A 21049-nucleotide genomic window follows, 5' to 3' on the forward strand; every position below is an offset into this window, starting at 1 on the left:
GAGCCCCGCGCTGCTGGAGCGCTGGCGCGGCACCTACGAGCGGGTGAACAACCGCTGGAACCAGTGGGTGCTGAACTACTCGCGCAGCCAGCAGTTCGACCTGCTCAAGCAGCTAGGCTTCGAGACGCCGCGCTGGGAAGACCTGGCGCTGATGACGATCGGGCTGGCCAGCGGCGCCGCGCTGCTGGGCGCCGGCTGGGCGCTGTGGGACCGCCAGCGCCGCGACCCCTGGGAGCGGTTGCAGGCCGACCTGCGCGCCCGCCTGGCCCTGCTCGGCGTGCCGGCCCGACCCTTCGAGGGGCCGCGCACGCTGGCGCAGCGGGTGCGCGACCAGCTGGGCGAGCGCGGCCAGGCCGTGGCCACCGAGCTGGACGCGCTGGATGCCCTGCGCTATGCGCCCGGCGCCAGCCAGCGCCCCGACCGCGGCTGGCAGCGCCGCTTCCAGCGCGCCACGGCCGCCGCACGCCGCTCGGGATAATGCGCCGATGACCTTGAGAACCTGGCCGGGCCCTGCCCGGCGAACCGTGGGCGGGCTGCTGCCAGCCGCCGCCCTGGCCCTGCCGCTGCTGGTGGCACCGCTGTTGTTGGTGCCACTGCTGACGCAGGCCAACCCGGCCACCGGCGCCGCCCCTGCCAAGAAAACCGCGTCCGGCGCCGCGACCGGCAAGCCGGCGTCGAAGCCGGCCCACGCCAGCACCAGCAAGCCAGCCGCCAAGGACAAGGCGTCCAAGACCGCCAAGGCGCGCGCCGACGATGCGCCCGACGTCGTCACCTACGGGCGCCGCGACGACGTGATGGCCTTTGCCGACGACCTGGCCCAGCGCCGCCAGCTCGACCCCGCCTGGGTGCGCCAGCAGCTGGCCCAGGCGCGTTACCTGCCTTCGGTGGCGCGGCTCATCATGCCGCCGCCGGCCGGCACCGCCAAAAGCTGGATGGCCTACCGCGCCCGCTTTATCGAGCCCACCCGCATCAACGCCGGCCTGCGCTTCTGGCAGCAGCATGAAGCCGCGCTGGCGCGGGCCGAGGCGCAGTACGGCGTGCCGGCGCAGATCGTCGTCGGCATCATCGGCGTGGAAACGCTGTACGGCCGCATGACCGGCAACTTCCGCGTGCTGGACGCATTGGCCACGCTGGCCTTCGACTTCCCGACCGGGCGCAAGGACCGCACGCCGTTTTTCCGCGGCGAGCTGGAAGAGCTGCTGGCCTGGTGTGCCCGCGACGGCTGCGATCCGCAGACGGTCAAGGGCTCGTATGCCGGCGCCATCGGCCTGCCGCAGTTCATGCCTGGCAGCATCAACCGGCATGCGGTCGACTTCGACGGCGACGGCCACATCGACCTGCTGAACAGCCCGGTGGACGCCATCGGCAGCGTGGCCCACTACCTGGCCAACCACGGCTGGCAGCGCGGCATGCCCACCCACTACGAGGTGGCCGTGCCCACCGACACCACCCAGCGCGCCACCCTGCTGGCGCCCGACATCACGCCCACGTTCACCGCCACGCAGATGGCCGACCTGGGCGCCGTGCTCAACGAAGACGCCCGCCGCCACGAAGGCCTGCTGGCCCTGGTGGAGCTGCAGAACGGCGAAGCCGCGCCCAGCTATGTGGCCGGCACCGCCAACTTCTATGCCGTGACCCGCTACAACTGGTCGAGCTACTACGCGATGGCGGTGATCGACCTGGGCGCCACGGTCAACGCCGCGCGGCTGGGGGCTCGGTAGGCGCCCGGCTACATCAAGCCGCCACAGGCACCAGGAAGTCCCGGCTGATGCCCACACCCAGGTCGCCGACGCGATCCAGGAACTGCGTCAGGTACGCATGCAGCCCGGTCGCCAGGATCTCGTCGATGCGGCCGTACATCAGGTCGGCGCGGATGCGGCCGGCGCGGCGCAGGGTTTCGCGGCTCTGGTCGTTGGCCACCATCTGCAGGTTGCTCACCACCTCGTTCAGGCAGGCCACCAGCGAGCGGGGCATGTCTTCACGCAGGATCAGCAGCTCGGCCACCTTCTCGGGGCGGATCACGTTGCGGTACACCTTGCGATAGACCTCGAAGCCCGAGACCGAACGCAGCACCGCGCTCCAGTGGTAGAAGTCGACCTCCTGCGCTTCCTTGGCGTTGCTGCCGAAGAAGTCGCCGGCCAGCGACTGGAACTTGACGTCCAGCAACCGCGCGGTGTTGTCGGCCCGTTCCAGGAAGGTGCCGATGCGCAGGAAGTGCAGCGCCTCGTCCTGCAGCATGGTGCCCACCGTCACGCCGCGGCTGAGGTGCGAGCGGAACTTGACCCACTCGAACAGCGCGCTCGGGTCACGGTGGAAGTCCGTGCCCTTGATCATGCGGTTGAACTCCAGCCAGGTCTGGTTCTGCGTTTCCCAGACCTCGGTGGTCAGCGCGCCGCGCACCGCCCGGGCGTTCTCGCGGGCCGCGCGCAGGCAACTGGCGATGCTGGAGAAGTTGGACTCGTCGCGCACCATGAAGTCCATGACGTTCTTGGCGCTGAAGTCCTGGTACTTCTCGCGGAAGCCCCAGGTCAGCTCGCTGATGCTGAGCAGGCCGCGCCAGCCTTGCTCGGCCTCTTCGGCCGACTGCGGCAGCAGCGAGGTCTGGTAGTTCACGTCCAGCATGCGGGCCGTGTTCTCGGCACGCTCCATGTAGCGCGCCATCCAGTAGAGGTGGTCGGCGGTTCTCGAAAGCATTGTTGTTCTCCTGTCTCTCAGGCTTCCAGCACCCAGGTGTCCTTCGTGCCGCCGCCTTGCGACGAATTGACGACCAGGGATCCTTCCTTCAGCGCGACGCGAGTGAGGCCGCCCGGCACCATCTGCACCGTCTTACCCGACAGCACGAAGGGCCGCAGGTCGATGTGGCGCGGCGCGATGCCCGACTCGACGAAGGTCGGGCAGCTGGACAGCGACAGCGTGGGCTGCGCGATGTAGTTGGTGGGGTTGCTTTCCACCACCTTGCGGAAGTCGGCGATCTCGGCCTTGGTGGCGGCCGGGCCGATCAACATGCCGTAGCCGCCGGCGCCGTGCACTTCCTTGACCACCAGCTGGTCCATGTGGTCGAGCATGTACTTCAGGCCTTCGGACTCGCGGCCCAGGTAGGTGGGCACGTTCTGCAGGATGGGCTTTTCACCGAGGTAGAACTCGATCATCTTGGGCACGTACGGGTAGATGGACTTGTCGTCCGCCACGCCGGTGCCGATGGCGTTGCACAAGGTGATGTTGCCGCTGCGGTAGACGTCGAGCAGGCCGGCGCAGCCCAGCGTGGAGTCGGGGCGGAAGGCCTTGGGGTCGAGAAAGTCGTCGTCCACCCGGCGGTAGACCACGTCCACCCGCTTGGGGCCCTGCGTGGTGCGCATGAACACGAAGTTGTCGTCGACGAACAGGTCCTTGCCTTCGACCAGTTCCACGCCCATCTGCTGGGCCAGGAAGGCATGCTCGAAGTAGGCGCTGTTGTACATGCCGGGCGACAGCACCACCACCACCGGATCGTTCACGCCCGAGGGCGAGACGGCGCGCAGGGTATCGAGCAGCAGGTCGGGGTAATGGGCCACCGGCGCCACGCGGTGCTGGCTGAACAGCTCGGGGAACAGCCGCATCATCATCTTGCGGTTCTCGAGCATGTAGCTCACGCCGCTGGGCACACGCAGGTTGTCTTCCAGCACGTAGTAGGTGCCACTGCCATCGGCATTGCCGGCACGCACGATGTCGATGCCGGAGATGTGCGAATACACATTGCCCGGCAGGTTGACGCCCATCATCTCGGGCCGGAATTGCGCGTTGTTGACGACCTGCTCACGCGGCACGATGCCGGCCTTGATGATTTCCTGGTCGTGGTAGACGTCGTACAGGAAGCGGTTGAGCGCATTGACCCGCTGGCGCAGGCCCTTTTCCATCTCGCGCCATTCGCCGCTGGGAATCACCCGCGGGATGAGGTCGAAAGGAATCAGCCGCTCGGTGCCCGAGCCGTCTTCGTCCTTGGCGCCGTACACCGCGAAGGTGATGCCGACGCGGCGGAAGATGACTTCGGCCTCTTCGCGGCGTGAGCGCATCACGTCGCTGGGTTGTTGCTTCAGCCAGTTTTGATAGGTGCGGTAATGCTCGCGGACCTCGCTGGCGTTGACCTGCATTTCGTCGTAGGCCGTTTTCATGGGATCTCCTCTTTACCGGACCTTTAGCAACTTCCAGGCCCAAATCGCCCCGATGCGGGGCACTTCAAACCACTCTTTCCGTTTTGACGCCGACCTCCAGCGCATGGTCGCCGCCACCTCGAATCACGCCGCGCAACGGCGTCACGTCGCCGAAGTCGCGGCCATAGGCCAGGCGCACATGGTCGGTGGCCGGCAGCATGTCGTTGGTGGGGTCCAGCTCCAGCCAGAAGCCGTCGCCTTCAGGCTCGGGGCACCACACCGACACCCAGGCATGCGAGGCATCGGCGCCGATGAAGCGCGGCGCGCCCACGCTGGCAGCGGCGGCCACCAGGGCCTCTTCGCCATCGGCCTGCTCGTCGGTGGCGCCGGGCGGCGTGGTCAGCAGGTAGCCGCTGACGTAGCGGGCCGCCAGCCCGTGCATGCGCAAGGCGCCGATCATCAGGTGCGCAAAGTCCTGGCACACGCCGCGCCGCTCCTGCATCACCGTGGACAGCGGCGTGTCGATGGTGGTGCTGGCGCTCTGGTAGCGGAAGTCGCGGTAGATGCGGTGCATCAGGTCGACCGCGCAAAGACCGATCGGCCGCCCCGGTAGCAGCGATTCGTTCGCGAACTCGAACAACTCGGGCAGCCGCGGTACGTAAGGCGATTCGACGGCGAACTCGCAGGCGGGCTCGTAAGGCGCACGCGCCGCATAACGCAGCCGGGCGGCCACCTGCTCCCAGGCCTGGGTGCCGGCCAGCCGCGCTTCGTGGTTGCGCGGCAGCGCGCGCACACGGCTGCGGGCCCACACGTCCAGCCGCCGGTGCGCGCCGCTGACGGTGAAGAAGGTGCGGGTGTTGCCGTAGCGGTCGCGGCCGGTGCTGTGGTGCAGCGGCTCGGGCTCCACACCCATCTCGAAGCCTTCGACGCGCTGGAACTCGTCTTCGATCGGCCGCAGAAAGGCTTCGTGCTGCGCCAGGTCGACCGGCGCGGCGTAGTGGTAGCGGGTGACGTGCTCGACCTGCAGGGCGACACCGGGCGAAGAAGGCATGCGGCTCATCGTGCGACTAGACCCGGCGCAGGCGATCGCCGCCTTCCGCATGGGCGAAATAACGCTGGCCGACGTCGTCGGACAGCCGGGCGCCGGCCTGCTGCAGCCGATCGGACAGGCCGCACAGCTGCTGACGCAGGGCTTCGTCGTCCAGGTCGCGCAGCTCGTCGAGCGTGATGCCGGCGCCTTCGGCCGGCAGCCGCTCACGCAGCGCGTCGATGGCGCTGGGCGTGCCGGGCAGCTTGCCCAGCTCGGTGCGCAGGCGGCGCAGCACGCCGGCAAAGGCGCGCGGGTTGGCATCGTCCAGCACCAGCAGGTCGACCAGGGCCAGCAGGTCTTCATGCCGCTGGTAGCGCGAGCGGAAGGTGAGCGTGCTGTCGAACAGGTCGAGCACCAGGTCCACGCCCACGGCGCTGCACAGCGCGTCTTCGTCGAGCAGCGTGTGCAGGGTGTGGGCCATGCCGGCCAGCCGCTCGATCAGCCGGCCGACGGTGAGCAGGCGCCAGCCGTGGTCGCGTGTCATGCGGTCGGTCTGCGCGCCGGTGACGGCGGCCAGCTGCAGGCCCAGCCGGTCGAGCGCCGGCATGGCCTGCGCCACGGTGGGCAGCTTGTCGTCCAGCGTGGCGAAGGTGGCATTGAACTCTTCGCCCATGCGGCGCACCAGGTTCACCTGCTCGGGCGACAGCCGGTCGCGCAGCGCGCTGGCCGAATACTCCAGCGCGCCGATGTGGCTGGCGATGCTGGTGACCGCCGGCCGGCTGCCCGACTTGGCCTTGGCGGCGCCAGACGCCAGCGCGGCCAGCACGCTGCGCTCGAACAGCTGCGGCGCGCGCGAAGCGCTGGGCGTGCCGTAGGCCGCCAGGCCGTTGAAGATGGCCAGCCGGCACAGCGCGTCCATCACCGGTGCCGGCGGGTCGAGGTCGGCGTCCATGGTGTTGAGCATGGCGCGCGCCAGGCGCACCGCCTGCTCGGTGCGCTCGGTGTAGCGGCCCAGCCAGAACAGGTTCTCGGCGGTGCGGCTGCTGACGGGCCGGCGACGGGTGGCGATGTCATCGACCTTGAGCCGCTGCGGCAGCATCGAGAAGGTGTCCACCGCGCCGTCGGTCAGCACCCAGGTGTCGAGGCTGGAGCCGCCATGCTGCATCGACACCGACAGCGGCGTGCGCGTGGCCACGCGGGTCATGCCGCCGGGCAGCACATGCCAGCGGCGCTCGGTGTCGGCAATGGCGTACACGCGCAGCATGGCGGCGCCGGCGCTGGGCTTGCCGCCGCGCCACATCGGCGTGCGCGACAGCAGCAGCCGGCCCTGCGCCAGCCAGGCGTCGGGGTCGTCCTGGATGCGGCGCATCCACTCGGCCACGCCGGCTTCGCCGGGCACGTTGGCACGGCCGCGCTCGGGGTGCGGAAAGGCCGGGCGCAGCACCCGCTCGGCCAGCGTGGGCAGCACGGCCTTGAAGGCCGCCGCCTCGCCGCACCACCACGAGGGCAGCGACGGCATGGCCAGCTCCTGCCCCAGCAGCCGGCGCGAGATGGCGGGCAGAAAGCCCTGCACCGCCGGCGATTCGAGGAAGCCGCTGCCCAGCGCATTGGCCACCACCACATGGCCGGCGCGCACCGCCTGCAGCAGGCCGGGAATGCCCAGCGTGGAATCGGGCCGCAGCTCCAGCGGGTCGCAGTAGTCGTCGTCCAGCCGGCGCACCACGCCATGCACCGGCTCCAGGCCGGCCACGGTGCGCAGGTACAAGCGGTCGGCACGCACCGTCAGGTCGCCGCCTTCGACCAGCGGCACGCCCAGGTAGCGCGCCAGGTAGGCATGCTCGAAGTAGGTTTCGTTGTAAGGGCCCGAGGTGAGCAGCACCACCCGCGGCGAGCCACCGGCGATCTGGCGCGCCTGCGCTTCCACCGTGTCGAGCAGGCGCCGGTAGCTGGAGGCGATGTGCTGCACCCGCATCTCGCGGAAAGCCTCGGGGAACACCCGCGAGATGATGAGCCGGTTGTGCAGCACATAGCCCAGGCCCGAGGGGCCTTGCGTGCGCTGCGAGATCACCCACCAGTGGCCGTCGGCCCCGCGGGCCAGATCAAACGCGGCGATGTGCAGGTGCACGCCGCCCGGCGGCCGCACGCCGTGCAGCGGCCGCAGGTAGCCCGGGTGGCGGTACAGCAGGCTGGGTGGCAGCAGCGACTCGCGCAGCAGCGTCTGCTCGCCGTACACGTCGGCCATCATCGTGTCGAGCAGCAGCGCGCGCTGCGACACGCCCCGCTCGATCACCGCCCAGTCGGCCGGCTCGATGAGCATGGGCAGCAGCTCGAGCGACCAGGGTCGCGCGGCCGTGCCATCGGCATCGTGGATGTTGTGGGTGACGCCGTCGACCTTGATCTGCTGGGCGATCAGCTCCAGCCGCTTGTCGAAGCCGGCCGGGGTTTCGCCCGCCGGCAGCCAGTCGAAGAACCGGCGCCACGCCGGCCGCAGGTGGCCGGCGGCGTCGCGCAGTTCATCGAAGCTGTCGGGTTCGGGCAGGTCGAGCTGTGCCAGCAGCCCCGACGCGGGTGTCGGGGCGGAATCGAAAGGCAACGGGTCGCTCACACTTTTATCAGTTCACGGCACAAGCCCGCGACGTTACCCCAGGCGCAGGTCGAGCGTGAATGGGAATTCCCGGCTCGGCTGCGCCGGCACCACCTTCATCGCGCCCGGTGTGTGGCCGGCGGCGAAGAAACGCGCCAGCCGGCGGCTTTCGGCCTCGTACGCATTGATCGGGAAGGTGTCGTAGTTGCGGCCGCCCGGATGCGCCACGTGGTAGCGGCAGCCGCCGATGGAGCGGCCCAGCCAGTTGTCCACGATGTCGAAGGTGAGCGGTGCATGCACGCCGATGGTGGGGTGCAGCGCCGAAGGCGGCTGCCACGCGCGGTAGCGCACGCCGCAGACGAACTCGCCGATGCGGCCGGTGGGCTGCAGCGGCACCGCCTGGCCGTTGGCGGTGATGACGTGGCGGTTGTCGTTGAGGCCGGTGACCTTGACTTCCAGCCGCTCCAGCGACGAATCGACGTAGCGCACCGTGCCGCCGATGGCGCCCTCTTCGCCCATCACGTGCCAGGGCTCCAGCGCGTTGCGCAGCGTCAGCTCGATGCCTTGCGTGGCCACATGGCCCACCAGCGGGAAGCGGAACTCCAGGTGCGGCGCGAACCACTGCGCATCGAAGGCGAAACCCGCGTGGTTGAGTTCGGCGATCACGTCGTCGAAGTCCATCTTCACGAAGGTGGGCAGCAGGAAGCGGTCGTGCAGGCCGGTGCCCCAGCGCGTGAGCCGCGTGGTGCCGTTGCCCTTGTAGGGCTGCTTCCAGAACCACGACACCAACGCGCGCAGCAGCAGCTGCTGCACCAGGCTCATGCGGGCATGCGGCGGCATCTCGAAGGCGCGCAGCTCCAGCAGGCCCAGCCGGCCGGTGGGGCCGTCGGGCGAGTAGAGCTTGTCGATGCAGAACTCCGACCGGTGGGTGTTGCCCGTGACGTCGATCAGCACGTTGCGCAGCATGCGGTCGATCAGCCACGGCGGGCACTGGCCATACAGGCCGATCTGCCGCTCGATCTCCTTCATCGCGATCTCGGCCTCGTAGACCTGGTCGTCACGCGCTTCGTCGATGCGCGGCGACTGGCTGGTGGGGCCGATGAACAGGCCCGAGAACAGGTAGCTCAGGCTGGGGTGGTTGTGCCAGAAGGTCAGCAGGCTGGGCAGCAGGTCGGGCCGGCGCAGGAAGGGGCTGTCGCCCGGCGTGGCGCCGCCCAGCACGAAGTGGTTGCCACCGCCGGTGCCGGTGTGGCGGCCGTCGACCATGAACTTCTCGGTGGACAGGCGCGATTCGTGCGCCGCCTGGTACAGGAACTCGGTGTGGTCCACCAGTTCGTCCCAGTTCTTGGCCGGGTGGATGTTGACCTCGATCACGCCCGGGTCGGGCGTGACCTGCAGCATCTTCAGGCGCGGGTCGCGCGGCGGCGGGTAGCCTTCCAGCACGATCTTCACGCCCAGCTCGGTGGCGGTGGCCTCCACGGCCACCAGCAGCTCCAGGTAGTCTTCCAGCGCGGCCAGCGGCGGCATGAAGACGTAGAGCACACCGCTCTTTTGCTTGGCCAGGGCCTCGGCCTTGGGGCCGTTGGCACGCATCGGGTCGCGCACTTCCACGCACAGGCCGGTGCGGGTGATCCAGCCGGCCGACTCGAAGCGCTGCGGGAAGCGGGCATCGGCCGCGGCCGGGGCCTGCAGGCCCGCGGTGCTGCCGTCGCCCAGGCCACCAACGGCCTGGCCCGGGGCGGCCACGCCACCGGCGCCCTGCGCCCACGGCGAGCCGCCGGGCAGGAAGCCCTGCACCACCGGCGACATGCCGCCGATGGCGGTGACGCCGCCCGGCGTGCCGAAGGCCACCGCACCGGCTGTGCCGGTGGCGGCCGTGCCCACCGGGTACTGCGCCCGCAGCGCGGCGGCGCTGGGCAGGGCCGGCTTGGGCGAGAACGGGTCCTGCTCGATCAGGTACGGGTAGTCGCCTTCCTTCACCCAGGGCAGCGAATCCAGCGGCAGTCGGTAGCCCATCGGCGAATCGCCGGGCACCAGGTACATGCGCTCGTCGCGGAAGAACCAGGGGCCGGTGACCCAGCGCGGACCGCCGACGGCCGGCGCTTCGTTCGGCTTGAGCGGCAGCAGGTAGCCCACCACGCTTTCCAGGCCCTGGTCGAACACGCGGCGCAGGCGGGCGCGCTCCAGCTCGTCGCCCAGGCGCGAGTCGAACGGGTCGACGTTGACCGGCAGGCGCCGCTCACGCCACAGGTAGTACCAGGTGTCTTCATAGCCCGGCTGCACCCACTTGTCTTCCACGCCCAGCTTGCGCGTGAGCGTGTGGATGAAGGCCTTGGCATCGTCGCTGGTGTAGTGGTGCTGCTCGCGCTCGTCGGCGAACAGCGAAGGGTCTTGCCAGCAGGGCTCGCCATCGGCGCGCCAGCAGATCGACAGCGCCCAGCGCGGCAGCTGCTCGCCCGGGTACCACTTGCCCTGGCCGAAGTGCAGGAAGCCACCGGCGCCGTAGCGGTCGCGTAGCTTGTGGGTCAGGCCCTGGGCCAGGCCACGCTTGGTGGGGCCCAGCGCGTCGGTGTTCCATTCGGCGCCGTCGCGGTCGTCGACGCTGACGAAGGTGGGCTCACCGCCCATGGTCAGGCGCACGTCGTCCTGCACCAGCTGGCTGTCCACCTGGTGGCCCAGCGCCAGCACCTGCTGCCACTGGTCGTCGGTGTAGGGCATGGTCACGCGCGGCGACTCGTAGATGCGCGTGATATGCATGTGGTGCTCGAAGGTCACCTCGCACTCGTCCACCGCGCCTTCCACCGGGGCGGCGCTGGAAGGCTCAGGGGTGCAGGCCACGGGAATGTGACCCTCGCCGGCCAGCAGGCCGGAGGTGGGGTCCAGGCCGATCCAGCCGGCGCCGGGCAGGAACACTTCGCACCAGGCATGCAGGTCGGTGAAGTCGACTTCGGTGCCGCTGGGGCCGTCGAGCGACTTGACGTCGGGCTTGAGCTGGATGAGGTAGCCCGAGACGAAGCGCGCGGCCAGGCCCATGTGGCGCAGCACCTGCACCAGCAGCCAGCCGGTGTCGCGGCAGGAGCCGCTGCCCAGCGTCAGCGTTTCTTCGGGCGTTTGCACGCCGGGCTCCAGGCGCACCAGGTAGCGGATGTCGTTCTGCAGCCGCTGGTTGATGCCCACCAGGAAGTCGATGGTGCGCTGCTCGGTGCGCGGGATGCTGTCGACCAGGGCCTTGAAGCGCGGCGACAGCTCGCACTTGGACAGGTAGGGCGCCAGGTCGTGCTCGGTGCCGGGGGCGTACTTGAACGGGAAGTTCTCGGCCTCGGGTTCAAGGAAAAAGTCGAACGGGTTGTAGACCGCCATCTCGGCGACCAGGTCGACCGTGATGGTGAATTCGGTGGTTTTCTCGGGGAAGACCAGGCGGGCCAGGTAGTTGGCGAAGGGGTCCTGCTGCCAGTTGTTGAAGTGCTGCACCGGCTCCACGCGCAGCGAGTAGCTCAGGATGGGGGTGCGGCAGTGCGGCGCGGGCCGCAGGCGGACGACTTGGGGAGACAGGCTGACGCGACGGTCGTAGCGGTAGCGCGTGACGTGGTTGAGGGCGACGTGAATGGCCACGAACAGTTCCTTTTTTCGACTTCGGGTGCGATGCAACTTCCACGCCATCAAGGCGATGGCGGAAACCGACGCCAAAACTGCGGCGACGACTGACGTTCGCAGGACATGGCGCCGTCACGCCAGGTCCAGGCGCCGCAAGTATCGCTGCGCACCAGCGCAATGCCGGCATCGGTGTAGCGCGCCAGCACCGCCGGATGCGGATGACCGAAGCGGTTGAGGTAGCCCGCCTGCACCACCGCCACCTGCGGCGCCACCGCCTGCAGCCAGGCCGGCGTGGACGAAGTGCGGCTGCCGTGGTGCGGCACCACCAGCACCTGGCTGCGCAGGCGCGGGCCCAGCCGGGCCACCAGCTGGGCTTCCTGGGCGGCCTCGATGTCGCCAGTCAGCAGCAGGCTGCGGCCGGCGGCGTCCACCACCTGCAGCACGCAGCTGCGCGCATTGGACTTGAGCGCCAGCCCGTACGACTCTGCGCTGGGATGCAGCACCTCGAACTGCACGCCGTCCCAGGTCCAATGCTGGCCGGCGGTGCAGCGCTGCTGCGGCTGCGGGCCGGCCAGCAGCGGATGGCCGTCTTCCAGCGAGCTGAGCAGCGCCGCCACCGGCAGCCCGGCCATCAGCGAGGCGGCGCCGCCCACGTGGTCGCTGTCGCGGTGGCTCAGCACCAGCAGGTCGATGCGCCGCTCGCCCCGGGCCTGCAGCAGCGGCAGCAGCACACGGGCACCGGCGTCGTTGTCAGACTGCGCCGGGCCGGTGCCGTAGCTGGGCCCGGTGTCGAACACCAGCAGGTGCCTGCGCGTGCGCACCAGCACCGCGGTGCCCTGACCGATGTCGGCGGCCACCACTTCCAGGCCGCCTTCGGCCGGGCGCTGCTGCGGCGGCCACAGCAGCGGCAGCACCAGCGGCAGGCCCAGCACGCGCAGCCGCCAGGGCAGGCGCATCACCAGCAGCAGGCCGCCGGCCAGGCCGGCTGCCTGCGCCCAGGCGGGCGCCGCCGCCACGGTGAACACCGCGCCCGGCCAGCCCTGCAGCGCCTGCAGCAGCCACGCCAGCCCCTGCATGGCCGCGGCCGCCAACAGCCACAGCGGCGGCAGCAGCAACCCGGCCAAGGCCAGCGGCGTGACCACCAGCGTGACCCACGGAATGGCCAGCAGGTTGGCCACGAAGCCCACCAGCGAGATCTGCTGGAAGATGACCAGCGTGAGCGGCGCCAGCCCCAGCGTGGCCAGTGCCTGCGCACGCAGCAGGCCGCTGGACGCCTGGCAGGCCTGGCGCCACAGCCCGACCGCTGCCGCACGCACGCGCGGCCAGGCGCCCTGCGGCGGGTCGGCGGGCAGCGGCATCAGGTCCGGCCCGCCATCGGCGGCCGCTTCTTCGGGCCGCTGCGGCAGGGCCGCGCTGCCCGAGGCCATCAACAGCCCCACGGCCACGAAAGACAGCCAGAAGCCCGGCTGCAGCAGCGCCCAGGGGTCGAGCGCGGTGACCACCGCGGCCGCGGCCAGCAGCACCAGCGGCGCCGGCCAGCGCAGGCCGGCCTGGGCCAGCGCAGCCGCGGTGGCCAGCATCCACACCGTGCGCTGGGCCGGCACGCCCCAGCCGGCGAACGCGGCATAGGCGGCGGCCACCGCCACCCCGCCGCAGCGCGCCGCCAAGGGTGCGGCGCACAGCGCCACGGCACGCGCGCTGCGGCGCCACAGCCGGCCGATGACCACCGCCGCCAGCCAGGCCAGCATGGTGACGTGCAGGCCGCTGATGCTCATCAGGTGCGCCACGCCGGTGTCGCGGAACAGCCGCCAGTCGCCGGCATCGATGGCGGCCTGGTCGCCCAGCGCCAGCGCGGCCAGCACGCCGGCGATGCGGGCATCGGGCACCTCCTGCAGCAGCGCATCGCGGGCCTGCTGGCGCCAGGCATCCAGCGACGCTGCCGGTGCGGGCGCCAGCCGCTGCGGCGCCGCGGCGCTGGCGCCGCGCACGCTGCCGGTGGCGCGGATGCCTTGTTCGAACAGCCACAGCTCGCGGTCGAAACCATGCGGATTGATCACGCCATGCGGCTGGCGCAGCCGCACCGGCAGGCGCCAGCGCTCCCCCGCGCGCAACTGGGCGGCGGCCACCGGCATCGGCGGGCCGGCATCGTCGATCTCGTCGCGGCCGGCATACCAGCCCAGCAGCACGCGCCGAGGCACCGGCACCGGCTGGCCGGCCTGCCAGGCGGCCTGCACCTCGAACAGGAAGCGCAGGCCGCCCGGCACCTGGCGCGGCAGGTCGGCCACCGTGCCTTCGATCAGCAGATCCTGGTTCTCCAGCGCGGGTGGCAGGGCTTCGGCCAGCACAAGGCCGGCACGCGCGGTGGACAGGCCCAGCCCCAGGCTGCACAGGCCGGCCATGGCCAGCGGCCACCACCAGCGCGCAGGACGGCCCTGCCACGCCCACCCGCCGCTCGACAGCCCTGCCAGGCAGCCGGCTGCGATGCAGGCCACGGACCAGGACAAGGGCCACACGGCAGGCTGCAGGCAGGCCAGCACCACGCCGCCGAGCCATGCGACTACCAGCCCGGCGAGCTGCAGGCCCGCCGTGTGTCCTCCCATGCGGGCAGTGTGGCATGAGGCCCCCTTTCGGGGGTGTACGATCCCGCGCTCTTTCTTCCCTACGTCGTCCCGAAGGATCACGCCACCATGTCTTCCCCGATCGCCGAACGCCTGCAGTCCCTGGGCATCACGCTGCCCGCCGTTGCCACGCCGGCCGCGGCCTACGTGCCTTTAGTGCAGACGGGCAACCTGGTGTTCCTGTCGGGCCACATCGCCAGGAAGGACGGCAAGCCCTGGGTCGGCAAGCTGGGCGCCACCATGACCACCGATGAAGGCAAGGCCGCTGCGCGCGCCATCGCCATCGACCTGATGGGCACGCTGAGCGCCGCGGTGGGCGGCGACCTGGGCCGCATCAAGCGCATCGTCAAGCTGATGAGCCTGGTCAACAGCACGCTGGAATTCACCGAGGCGCACCTGGTGACCAACGGCGCTTCCGAGCTGCTGGGCGAGGTGTTCGGCACCGAGGTGGGCGCCCATGCGCGCAGCGCGTTCTCGGTGGCGCAGATCCCGATGGGTGCCTGCGTCGAGATCGAGCTGATCGCCGAAGTCGCAGCGTGAGGCCGGTGGCTTCACCCGCCCGGCGCAGCAATGCGTGGCTGGGCATGATCGCGCTGGTGTCGCTGGCCGCGGTGGCCGCGGCGCTGGTGTCGCAGCATGTGTTCGACATGCAGCCCTGCCCCTGGTGCGTGCTGCAGCGGGTGATCTTCGTGGCCATCGCCATCGCCTGCGTCATCGGCCTGGTCATCCGCAACGGCCTGGGCCGCGGGCTGTCGGCGCTGCTGGTGCTGCTGCTGTCCCTGGGCGGCGCGGCGGCGGCGCTGTGGCAGCACTTCGTGGCCGCGGCCACGGCCTCGTGCAACCTCACGCTGGCCGACCGCATCGTCAGCGGCCTGCAGCTGGACAGCCTGGCGCCCGAGGTGTTCCAGGCGCGTGCCTCGTGTGCCGACGCCGCGGTGAAGGTGCTGGGCGTGCCCTACGAGTTCTTCAGCCTGGCGCTGTTCGTGGTGTTTGCGCTGGCCGCCGTGCGGCTGCTGCGGCGCTGAGACTTCAAGGCGCCGACAGCCGCAGCGCGGCGATGCGCTTGCGGGTGCCGGGGTGGGTGGCCGAGTCCACCTGCACGCCGTAGCGGGTGAAGGTGGCCACCGCCGCCTCCATGCCATGGCCCAGCCGGCCGATGAGCTGCAGCGCATAGCCGTCGGCGCTCAATTCCTGCTCATGCGACAGGGCCGTCATCTCGCGGCCCAGCAGCGCCGCCACTGCGTCGGTGCGCGACTGCAGCACCTCGGCCGGGATGTGCCGCTGGTACACGCTGCCCACCGCCGCCCAGTCGGCATGCACCACATGGCCCAGCTCGTGCGCCAGCACGAAGAGCCGCTCGCCTTCCGGCCGTGCGGCCACGTCGGCGTTGACGACGATGATGCGGCCGTGAAAGGTCTCGGCCACCACCGGCCCCTGCACCACCAGCAGGCTCACCGGGCGCGCGCCCAGGCCATCGGCCACGGACAAGACCTGCTGGAAGCTGGCCTGCAGCACCCGTGCGCGGGCGTCTGACGGGTCCACCGGCGCCAGCTGCGCCAGCCGCAGCGACTGCGAACGGTTGAGCACGTCCAGGATGCCCTCGCCCGCCACCGCCGGCCGGCCGGCCACGAGCAGGCTGCCGGCGATGCACAGGGCGGCCAGCACGGATCGGGAAAGAACGGGATGCGACGGGCGGCGAGAAAGGCAGGACGGCATGGGCGACTCCGGTGCACCAGCCAACGCAGCCGGCGCAGGCCGGCGTGCAACATGCGTACCCAGGATTTAGGGTTTACCCCCAAAAGCGCCGCCGACGGCGCCACCGGCTCAGCTGGGCAACCGGCGCGCGCCCCAGGCCATCAGCAGCGCGGCGGCCACCAGCACCGTCAGGCCGCCGGTGAGCGAGGTGGCATGGGCCACGCCGCCGATCAGCGGCGGCCCGGCCACGAAGCCCAGGTAGCCCAGTGAAGACACCGCCGCGATGCCTGCCGCCGGCGCCACGCCGGGCGCCCGGCTGGCCGCCATGAAGAGGATGGGCACCACATTGGCCAGCCCGGCCCCCACCAGCGCCAGCGCCGGCACCGCCACCCAGGCGCTGTGCGCCAGCAGCGCGGTGCTCATCGCCGCCGCCGCCAGCAGGCCGCTGCCGGCCAGCAGCCGCGGTGCGGGAATGTGCGTGCGCAACCAGTCACCGGCGAAGCGGGTCAGCGCCATCGCGCCGGCAAAGGCGGCGTAGCCGGCCGCGCCCACCGACTGGTCCTGCTGCAGGTCCTGCACGATCCACAGCACGCTCCAGTCGTAGATGGCGCCCTCGGCCACCAGGCCGGCGGCGCCCAGCAGGCCCAGCAGCACCAGCAGGCCGGTCCAGCGGCGGCGCGGGCCGTCGCCGGCCTCCTGCTCCACCACCGGGTGTTCGGGCAGCATGCGGGCAGAGACCCACAGCATCAGCAGCAGCGCGGCGGCGCAGGCGCCCGTCAGCTGCCACAGCGCCGGCACCTGCGCACGCAGCAGCAGGCCGCCGACACCGGCGCCGGTCATCGCGCCCAGGCTCCACATGCCGTGAAAGCCGCTCATCACCTTCAGGCCGCTGCGCGTTTCCAGCAGCGAGCCTTCGGCGTTGATGGCCACGTCGAACAGCGCGGTGGAAGCGCCGAACACGCCCAGCAGCAGCACCAGCGGCAGCATGGCCAGCGGCGCGCCGGTGCCGCTGGAAGGCAGCAGCACCGAAGCCAGCGACACGCACAGCGTGATGCCGGCCACCTGCGTCACCCGCCGCGGACCCAGCCATTCCACGATGAGGCCGGCGCGCAGCAGGCACAGCACCGCGCCCAGCGCCGCGGCCAGCAGCGCGATGGAGAGCTGCCCTTCCGACAGGCCGTAGTGCGCCTTGGCGCTGGGCACATGCGTGCCCCAGCTGCCGGTGATGAAGCCGAAGGCATAGAACTGGACGCGGGTGGCAAAGCGTGCGCGCCGCAGTTGGCGGTCGGTGGGATCAGCGGCGGGCGAGGACGGCATGGTGCGGCTGCATCGTTCAGGCATTTGCACGATTATGCACACTCAAATACATTCCCGCATTCCTTTACCGCACAATGCCGCAAACGCCATGAGCACGCCCCAAGACCTGCCCCGCTTCGTGCAAGAGCGCCAGCAGCGCATGGCCGAGCTGCTGAAAAGCCGCGGCCGCGTGGAAGTGGCCGCGCTGGCCGCCGAGTACGGCGTGTCCGACGACACCATCCGCCGCGACCTGCGGCAGCTGGCGGCCCGTGGCCTGGTGCAAAAGACGCACGGCGGCGCAGTGGCGCTGAACACCGGCGTGATGACCTCGCAGCAGCGAGCCACGGTGATGCCCGCGGCCAAGCAGGCCATCGCCCGCACCGCCGCCGGCCTGGTGCAGCCACATCAGACGCTGTTCATCGACGGCGGCAGCACCGCGCTGGCGCTGGCCCAGCTGCTGCGCGCCGACGGCATGCCCCGGCCGCTGACGGTGGTCACGCATGCGCTGGACGTTTTCCTGACCCTGGCCGAAGCGCCGCAGCTGCGGCCGGTGCTGGCCGGCGGCGAGTGGCTGCCGGTGCACCGGGTGTTCGAGGGCGAACAGGCGGTGGCCACGCTGCGCGCGCACCGGGCCGACATCGCCTTTCTGGGCGCCTGCGCGCTGCATGAGCGCACCGGCGTCACCGCCTGGCAGCCGGGTGATGCCGTGATCAAGCGCGCGATGGTGGCCGGCGCGGTGCGCCGCGTGGTGTTGTGCGACGCCAGCAAGCTGGACGACGTAGCGCCCTGCGCCGTGGCCGAGCTGGCCGAGCTGGACCACGTGATCACCGACGGCGAGCCGGCGTACCTGGGCGCGCGCCGGCTGGCGCCGACGCCGCAGGCTTAGCGTCAGCCGACGACCCGGAGCACCTTCAACAGCCCATCCACCTTGCGCCCCTTGCGCGCCCGCTTGCCCACATGCTCGGCCAGCGATGCGTTGCGCAGCACTTCTTCCTTGGCCTTGCCGCCGCGGCCGCTGCCCTTGACGGTGCAGCTGGTGGCCAGCGTGGCCACCGACACCAGCGGCGAGGCGGCGTCCACGTCCATCAGCGTCAGGCCCTTGCCGCCGCCGGGCTGCAGCTTCAGCTCGTCGAGCGCGAACACCAGCAGCCGGCCGTCCATCGCCAGCGTGGCCACCTGGGTGTGGGCCGGCTGCACCGGCACCGGCGGCAGCACCTTGGCATCGCCCTCCAGCGTCAAAAAGCTCTTGCCGCCACGCTGGCGCGACAGCAGGTCGCCCAGCTTGGCCAGCAGGCCATAACCGCCGGTGTTGGCCAGCAGCAGCGTGGTCTCGGCCGCGCCGGCCATGTAGTGCGCCGGCTGTGTGCCGGCTTCCAGCTCGATCAGCGAGGTGATGGGCACGCCGTCGCCGCGGCCGCCCGGCAGCAGCGACACCGCCACCGTGTACACCCGGCCATTGCTGCCGAACACCAGCAGCGGATCGACGCTGCGGCAGGCAAAGGTGCCGTGCAGCCCGTCGCCGGCCTTGAAGGCCAGCGTGCTCGGGTCCACCTCATGGCCCTTGAGCGCCCGCACCCAACCCTTGAGGCTGACCACCACCGTCACCGGCTCGTCGACGATGCGCACCTCGGCCTGGGCGCGCTTGTCGGCCTGGATCAGCGTGCGGCGGTCGTCGCCATGCGCCTTGGCATCGGCTTCGATCTCGCGCACCACGGTGCGCTTGAGCGAAGCGGGCGACGACAGGATGTCTTCCAGCTTCTTCTGCTCGGCGCGCTTTTCCGCCAGCTCCTGCTCGATCTTGATGGCTTCCAGCCGCGCCAGCTGGCGCAGCCGGATTTCCAGGATGTCCTCGGCCTGCCGGTCGCTGAGGCTGAAGCGCTCGATCAGCGCGGCCTTGGGCTCGTCGGCATTGCGGATGATGCGGATCACCTCGTCGATGTTCAGCAGCACCAGCTGCCGGCCTTCCAGCACGTGGATGCGGTCCAGCACCTTGCCCAGCCGGTGGCGCGTGCGGCGCTCCACCGTGGCGGTGCGAAAGCCGATCCACTCCAGCAGGATCTGGCGCAGGCTTTTTTGCGTCGGGCGGCCGTCGGCGCCCACCATGGTCAGGTTGATCGGCGAGCTGCTTTCCAGGCTGGTGTGGGCCAGCAGCACGTTGATCAGCTCCTGCTGATCCACCGTGCGGCTCTTGGGCTCGAACACCAGGCGCACCGCCGCGTCCTTGCTCGACTCGTCGCGCACCGCGTCCAGCACGCCCAGCACCGTGGTCTTGAGCTGCGTCTGCTCGGTGCTCAGCGCCTTCTTGCCGGCCTTGACCTTGGGGTTGGTCAGCTCCTCGATCTCTTCCAGCACCTTCTGCGCGCTGGTGCCGGGCGGCAGCTCGGTCACCACCACCTGCCACTGGCCACGGGCCAGGTCCTCGATCTTCCAGCGGGCGCGCACCTTCAGGCTGCCGCGGCCGGTGGCATAAGCCTCACGGATGTCGGTGGGGCTGCTGATGATCTGGCCGCCGCCCGGGTAGTCGGGGCCGGGCAGCACGGCCAGCAGCTCGTCGTCGCTCACCAAATCCTGCTTGAGCAGCAGCACCGCGGCGGCGGCCACCTCGCGCAGGTTGTGGCTGGGCACTTCGGTGGCCAGGCCCACGGCAATGCCGCTGGCGCCATTGAGCAGCACGAAGGGCAGGCGCGCCGGCAGCTGGCGCGGCTCTTCGGTGGAGCCGTCGTAGTTGGGAATGAAGTCGACGGTGCCTTCGTCGATCTCGTCCAGCAGCAGCCGCGTGATGGGCGCCAGCCGCGCCTCGGTGTAGCGCATGGCCGCGGCGCCGTCGCCGTCGCGGCTGCCGAAGTTGCCCTGGCCGTCGATCAGCGGGTAGCGCTGGCTGAAGTCCTGCGCCATGCGCACCAGCGCGTCATAGGCCGCGGTGTCGCCGTGCGGGTGGAAGCGGCCCAGCACGTCGCCCACCACCCGCGCGCTTTTCACCGGCTTGGGGCCGGCGGTGGTGGTGAAGGCCAGTCCCATGCGCTCCATCGCGTACAGGATGCGGCGCTGCACCGGCTTCTGGCCGTCGCACACGTCGGGCAGCGCGCGGCCCTTGACCACGCTGAGCGCGTATTCCAGGTAGGCCCGCTCGGCATAGTGCGCGAGCGTGATGGCATCGGGTGGGGTGCCGTCTTCGGGCGGCGGCATCAGGTCAAGCTGGTCCATGGGCTCATCAGGCTGGGGGTGCGCCCTCGGGGCCCTGGCGGGCCGGCACCCTGGCGCCATGCGCGGCGGCCGCTGCAGGGCGCAGCGCCCGCGCGGCAGCGCATGGCGAAAACCTGGATGTTAGCCCGGCAGCGTGAACGAGAAGGTGGCGCCCCGGCCTTCGGCGCCGTCGGCCCACACCTGGCCCCCATGCAGTTCGACGATGCGGCGCACCATGGCCAGGCCGATGCCCACGCCGGGGTAGTCGGCGCCGTGCAGGCGCACGAAGGGGCGGAACAGCTCGTCGGTGCGGCCGGCCGCAAAGCCGCAGCCGTTGTCGCGCACCTGGAAGCGCCAGTGCGCCCCCAGCTGCTCGCAGCGCAGGTCGATGCGCGGGCGCTCCACCCGGCTGGTGAACTTGCAGGCGTTGTCCAGCAGCCGCATGAACACCTGGCTGATCAGCAGCGGATCGACGCTCAGGGTGGGCAGTGCGCTCACCCGCACCACCGCGCGGGCCGGCGCCGGATGCTCGCGGCGCACCGCAGCCACCAGGTCAGACAGCGGCACCCGCTCCAGCTGGGGCACGGAACCGGCCACCTGCAGCAGCTCGGCCATCGCATCGACCATGTCACCCAGGCGCTGGCTGTGCTCGCCGATCATGCCCACCCAGTCGCGCGCCTGGCCCACGTCGCCCAGGTCGAGCCGCGCCTGGATCAAGCCGCTGAGCATGCGCATGCTGCGCAGCGGGCCGGCCAGGTCGTGCGACAGGCGGTGGGACAGCCGCTCGAGGTCGGGGATGGCGTCGAACATGCCGGCACGTGGGCGCCTGGCGGGCGCGGCGGCGGTGGCACGGGGCATGGCGACGACTTCGGGGGGCACTGCGGGGGCGATCTGCATGGGTCCACTCCTGGCCGACGTCTGG

General features: G+C 70.9%; 14 protein-coding genes and 1 pseudogene. 5 read left to right on the forward strand and 10 right to left on the reverse strand.

Annotated elements, in window-relative coordinates:
* Together ABNT58_RS24745 and mltB are read left to right on the forward strand one after the other, a co-directional pair.
* Positions 1-478: pseudogene (locus tag ABNT58_RS24745) on the forward strand (DUF3488 domain-containing protein); the annotation flags it as partial.
* 7 nt (positions 479-485) lie between these two features.
* Entirely contained in the window at positions 486-1721 is a 1236-nt protein-coding gene (gene mltB, locus ABNT58_RS24750; protein ID WP_348756047.1) for a lytic murein transglycosylase B, read from the forward strand.
* A 13-nt stretch (positions 1722-1734) separates the two neighbouring features.
* Here the strand turns inward: mltB and ABNT58_RS24755 are convergent, their stop codons facing one another.
* The 6 genes from ABNT58_RS24755 to ABNT58_RS24780 all read right to left on the reverse strand — a co-directional run bounded on the left by ABNT58_RS24755 (position 1735) and on the right by ABNT58_RS24780 (position 13935).
* On the reverse strand, positions 1735-2694 hold the full coding sequence (locus ABNT58_RS24755; RefSeq protein ID WP_348756048.1) for an alpha-E domain-containing protein: 960 nt from the start codon (positions 2692-2694) through the stop codon (positions 1735-1737).
* Between the two features lie 17 nt (positions 2695-2711).
* Positions 2712-4148, reverse strand: coding sequence for a circularly permuted type 2 ATP-grasp protein (locus ABNT58_RS24760; protein WP_348756049.1), 1437 nt, complete (start codon positions 4146-4148; stop codon positions 2712-2714).
* A gap of 64 nt (positions 4149-4212) precedes the next feature.
* Positions 4213-5178 (reverse strand): transglutaminase family protein, encoded by a 966-nt coding sequence (locus ABNT58_RS24765; RefSeq protein WP_348756050.1) that lies wholly within the window; start codon positions 5176-5178, stop codon positions 4213-4215.
* Between the two features lie 16 nt (positions 5179-5194).
* Positions 5195-7750 carry a circularly permuted type 2 ATP-grasp protein gene (locus ABNT58_RS24770; RefSeq protein WP_348756051.1) on the reverse strand — a complete coding sequence of 852 codons (2556 nt, stop codon included), beginning with the start codon at positions 7748-7750 and terminating at the stop codon, positions 5195-5197.
* Positions 7751-7795: 45 nt separating this feature from the next.
* The gene (locus tag ABNT58_RS24775; RefSeq protein WP_348756052.1) at positions 7796-11353 is read right to left on the reverse strand and encodes a transglutaminase family protein; all 3558 of its coding nucleotides are present in this window, start codon (positions 11351-11353) and stop codon (positions 7796-7798) included.
* A 47-nt stretch (positions 11354-11400) separates the two neighbouring features.
* The gene (locus ABNT58_RS24780) at positions 11401-13935 is read right to left on the reverse strand and encodes a DNA internalization-related competence protein ComEC/Rec2 (protein WP_348756053.1); all 2535 of its coding nucleotides are present in this window, start codon (positions 13933-13935) and stop codon (positions 11401-11403) included.
* 87 nt (positions 13936-14022) lie between these two features.
* Here ABNT58_RS24780 and ABNT58_RS24785 point away from each other — a divergent pair, with 87 nt between their 5' ends.
* Together ABNT58_RS24785 and ABNT58_RS24790 are read left to right on the forward strand one after the other, a co-directional pair.
* Entirely contained in the window at positions 14023-14493 is a 471-nt protein-coding gene (locus ABNT58_RS24785; RefSeq protein WP_348756054.1) for a RidA family protein, read from the forward strand.
* Between the two features lie 5 nt (positions 14494-14498).
* Positions 14499-14978: a disulfide bond formation protein B gene (locus tag ABNT58_RS24790; RefSeq protein ID WP_348756055.1), complete on the forward strand. Its 480-nt coding sequence runs from the start codon at positions 14499-14501 to the stop codon at positions 14976-14978.
* 4 nt (positions 14979-14982) lie between these two features.
* Here ABNT58_RS24790 and ABNT58_RS24795 read toward each other — a convergent pair whose 3' ends face one another.
* On the reverse strand, positions 14983-15618 hold the full coding sequence (locus ABNT58_RS24795; RefSeq protein ID WP_348756056.1) for a M48 family metalloprotease: 636 nt from the start codon (positions 15616-15618) through the stop codon (positions 14983-14985).
* A gap of 159 nt (positions 15619-15777) precedes the next feature.
* Positions 15778-16965, reverse strand: a complete 1188-nt coding sequence (locus tag ABNT58_RS24800; protein WP_348756057.1) for an MFS transporter — start codon at positions 16963-16965, stop codon at positions 15778-15780.
* An 88-nt stretch (positions 16966-17053) separates the two neighbouring features.
* Here ABNT58_RS24800 and ABNT58_RS24805 point away from each other — a divergent pair, with 88 nt between their 5' ends.
* Positions 17054-17830, forward strand: coding sequence for a DeoR/GlpR family DNA-binding transcription regulator (locus ABNT58_RS24805; protein WP_348756058.1), 777 nt, complete (start codon positions 17054-17056; stop codon positions 17828-17830).
* A 2-nt stretch (positions 17831-17832) separates the two neighbouring features.
* Here ABNT58_RS24805 and parC read toward each other — a convergent pair whose 3' ends face one another.
* Both parC and ABNT58_RS24815 read right to left on the reverse strand, forming a co-directional pair.
* Positions 17833-20148 (reverse strand): DNA topoisomerase IV subunit A, encoded by a 2316-nt coding sequence (gene parC, locus ABNT58_RS24810; protein WP_348756059.1) that lies wholly within the window; start codon positions 20146-20148, stop codon positions 17833-17835.
* 120 nt (positions 20149-20268) lie between these two features.
* Complete coding sequence (locus tag ABNT58_RS24815; protein WP_348756060.1) at positions 20269-21024, reverse strand: ATP-binding protein; 756 nt, start codon at positions 21022-21024, stop codon at positions 20269-20271.
* Positions 21025-21049: the final 25 nt, after the last annotated feature.

Source organism: uncultured Aquincola sp. (genome assembly GCF_964001545.1).
In the GTDB taxonomy this organism is placed as follows: Bacteria; Pseudomonadota; Gammaproteobacteria; order Burkholderiales; family Burkholderiaceae_C; genus Aquincola.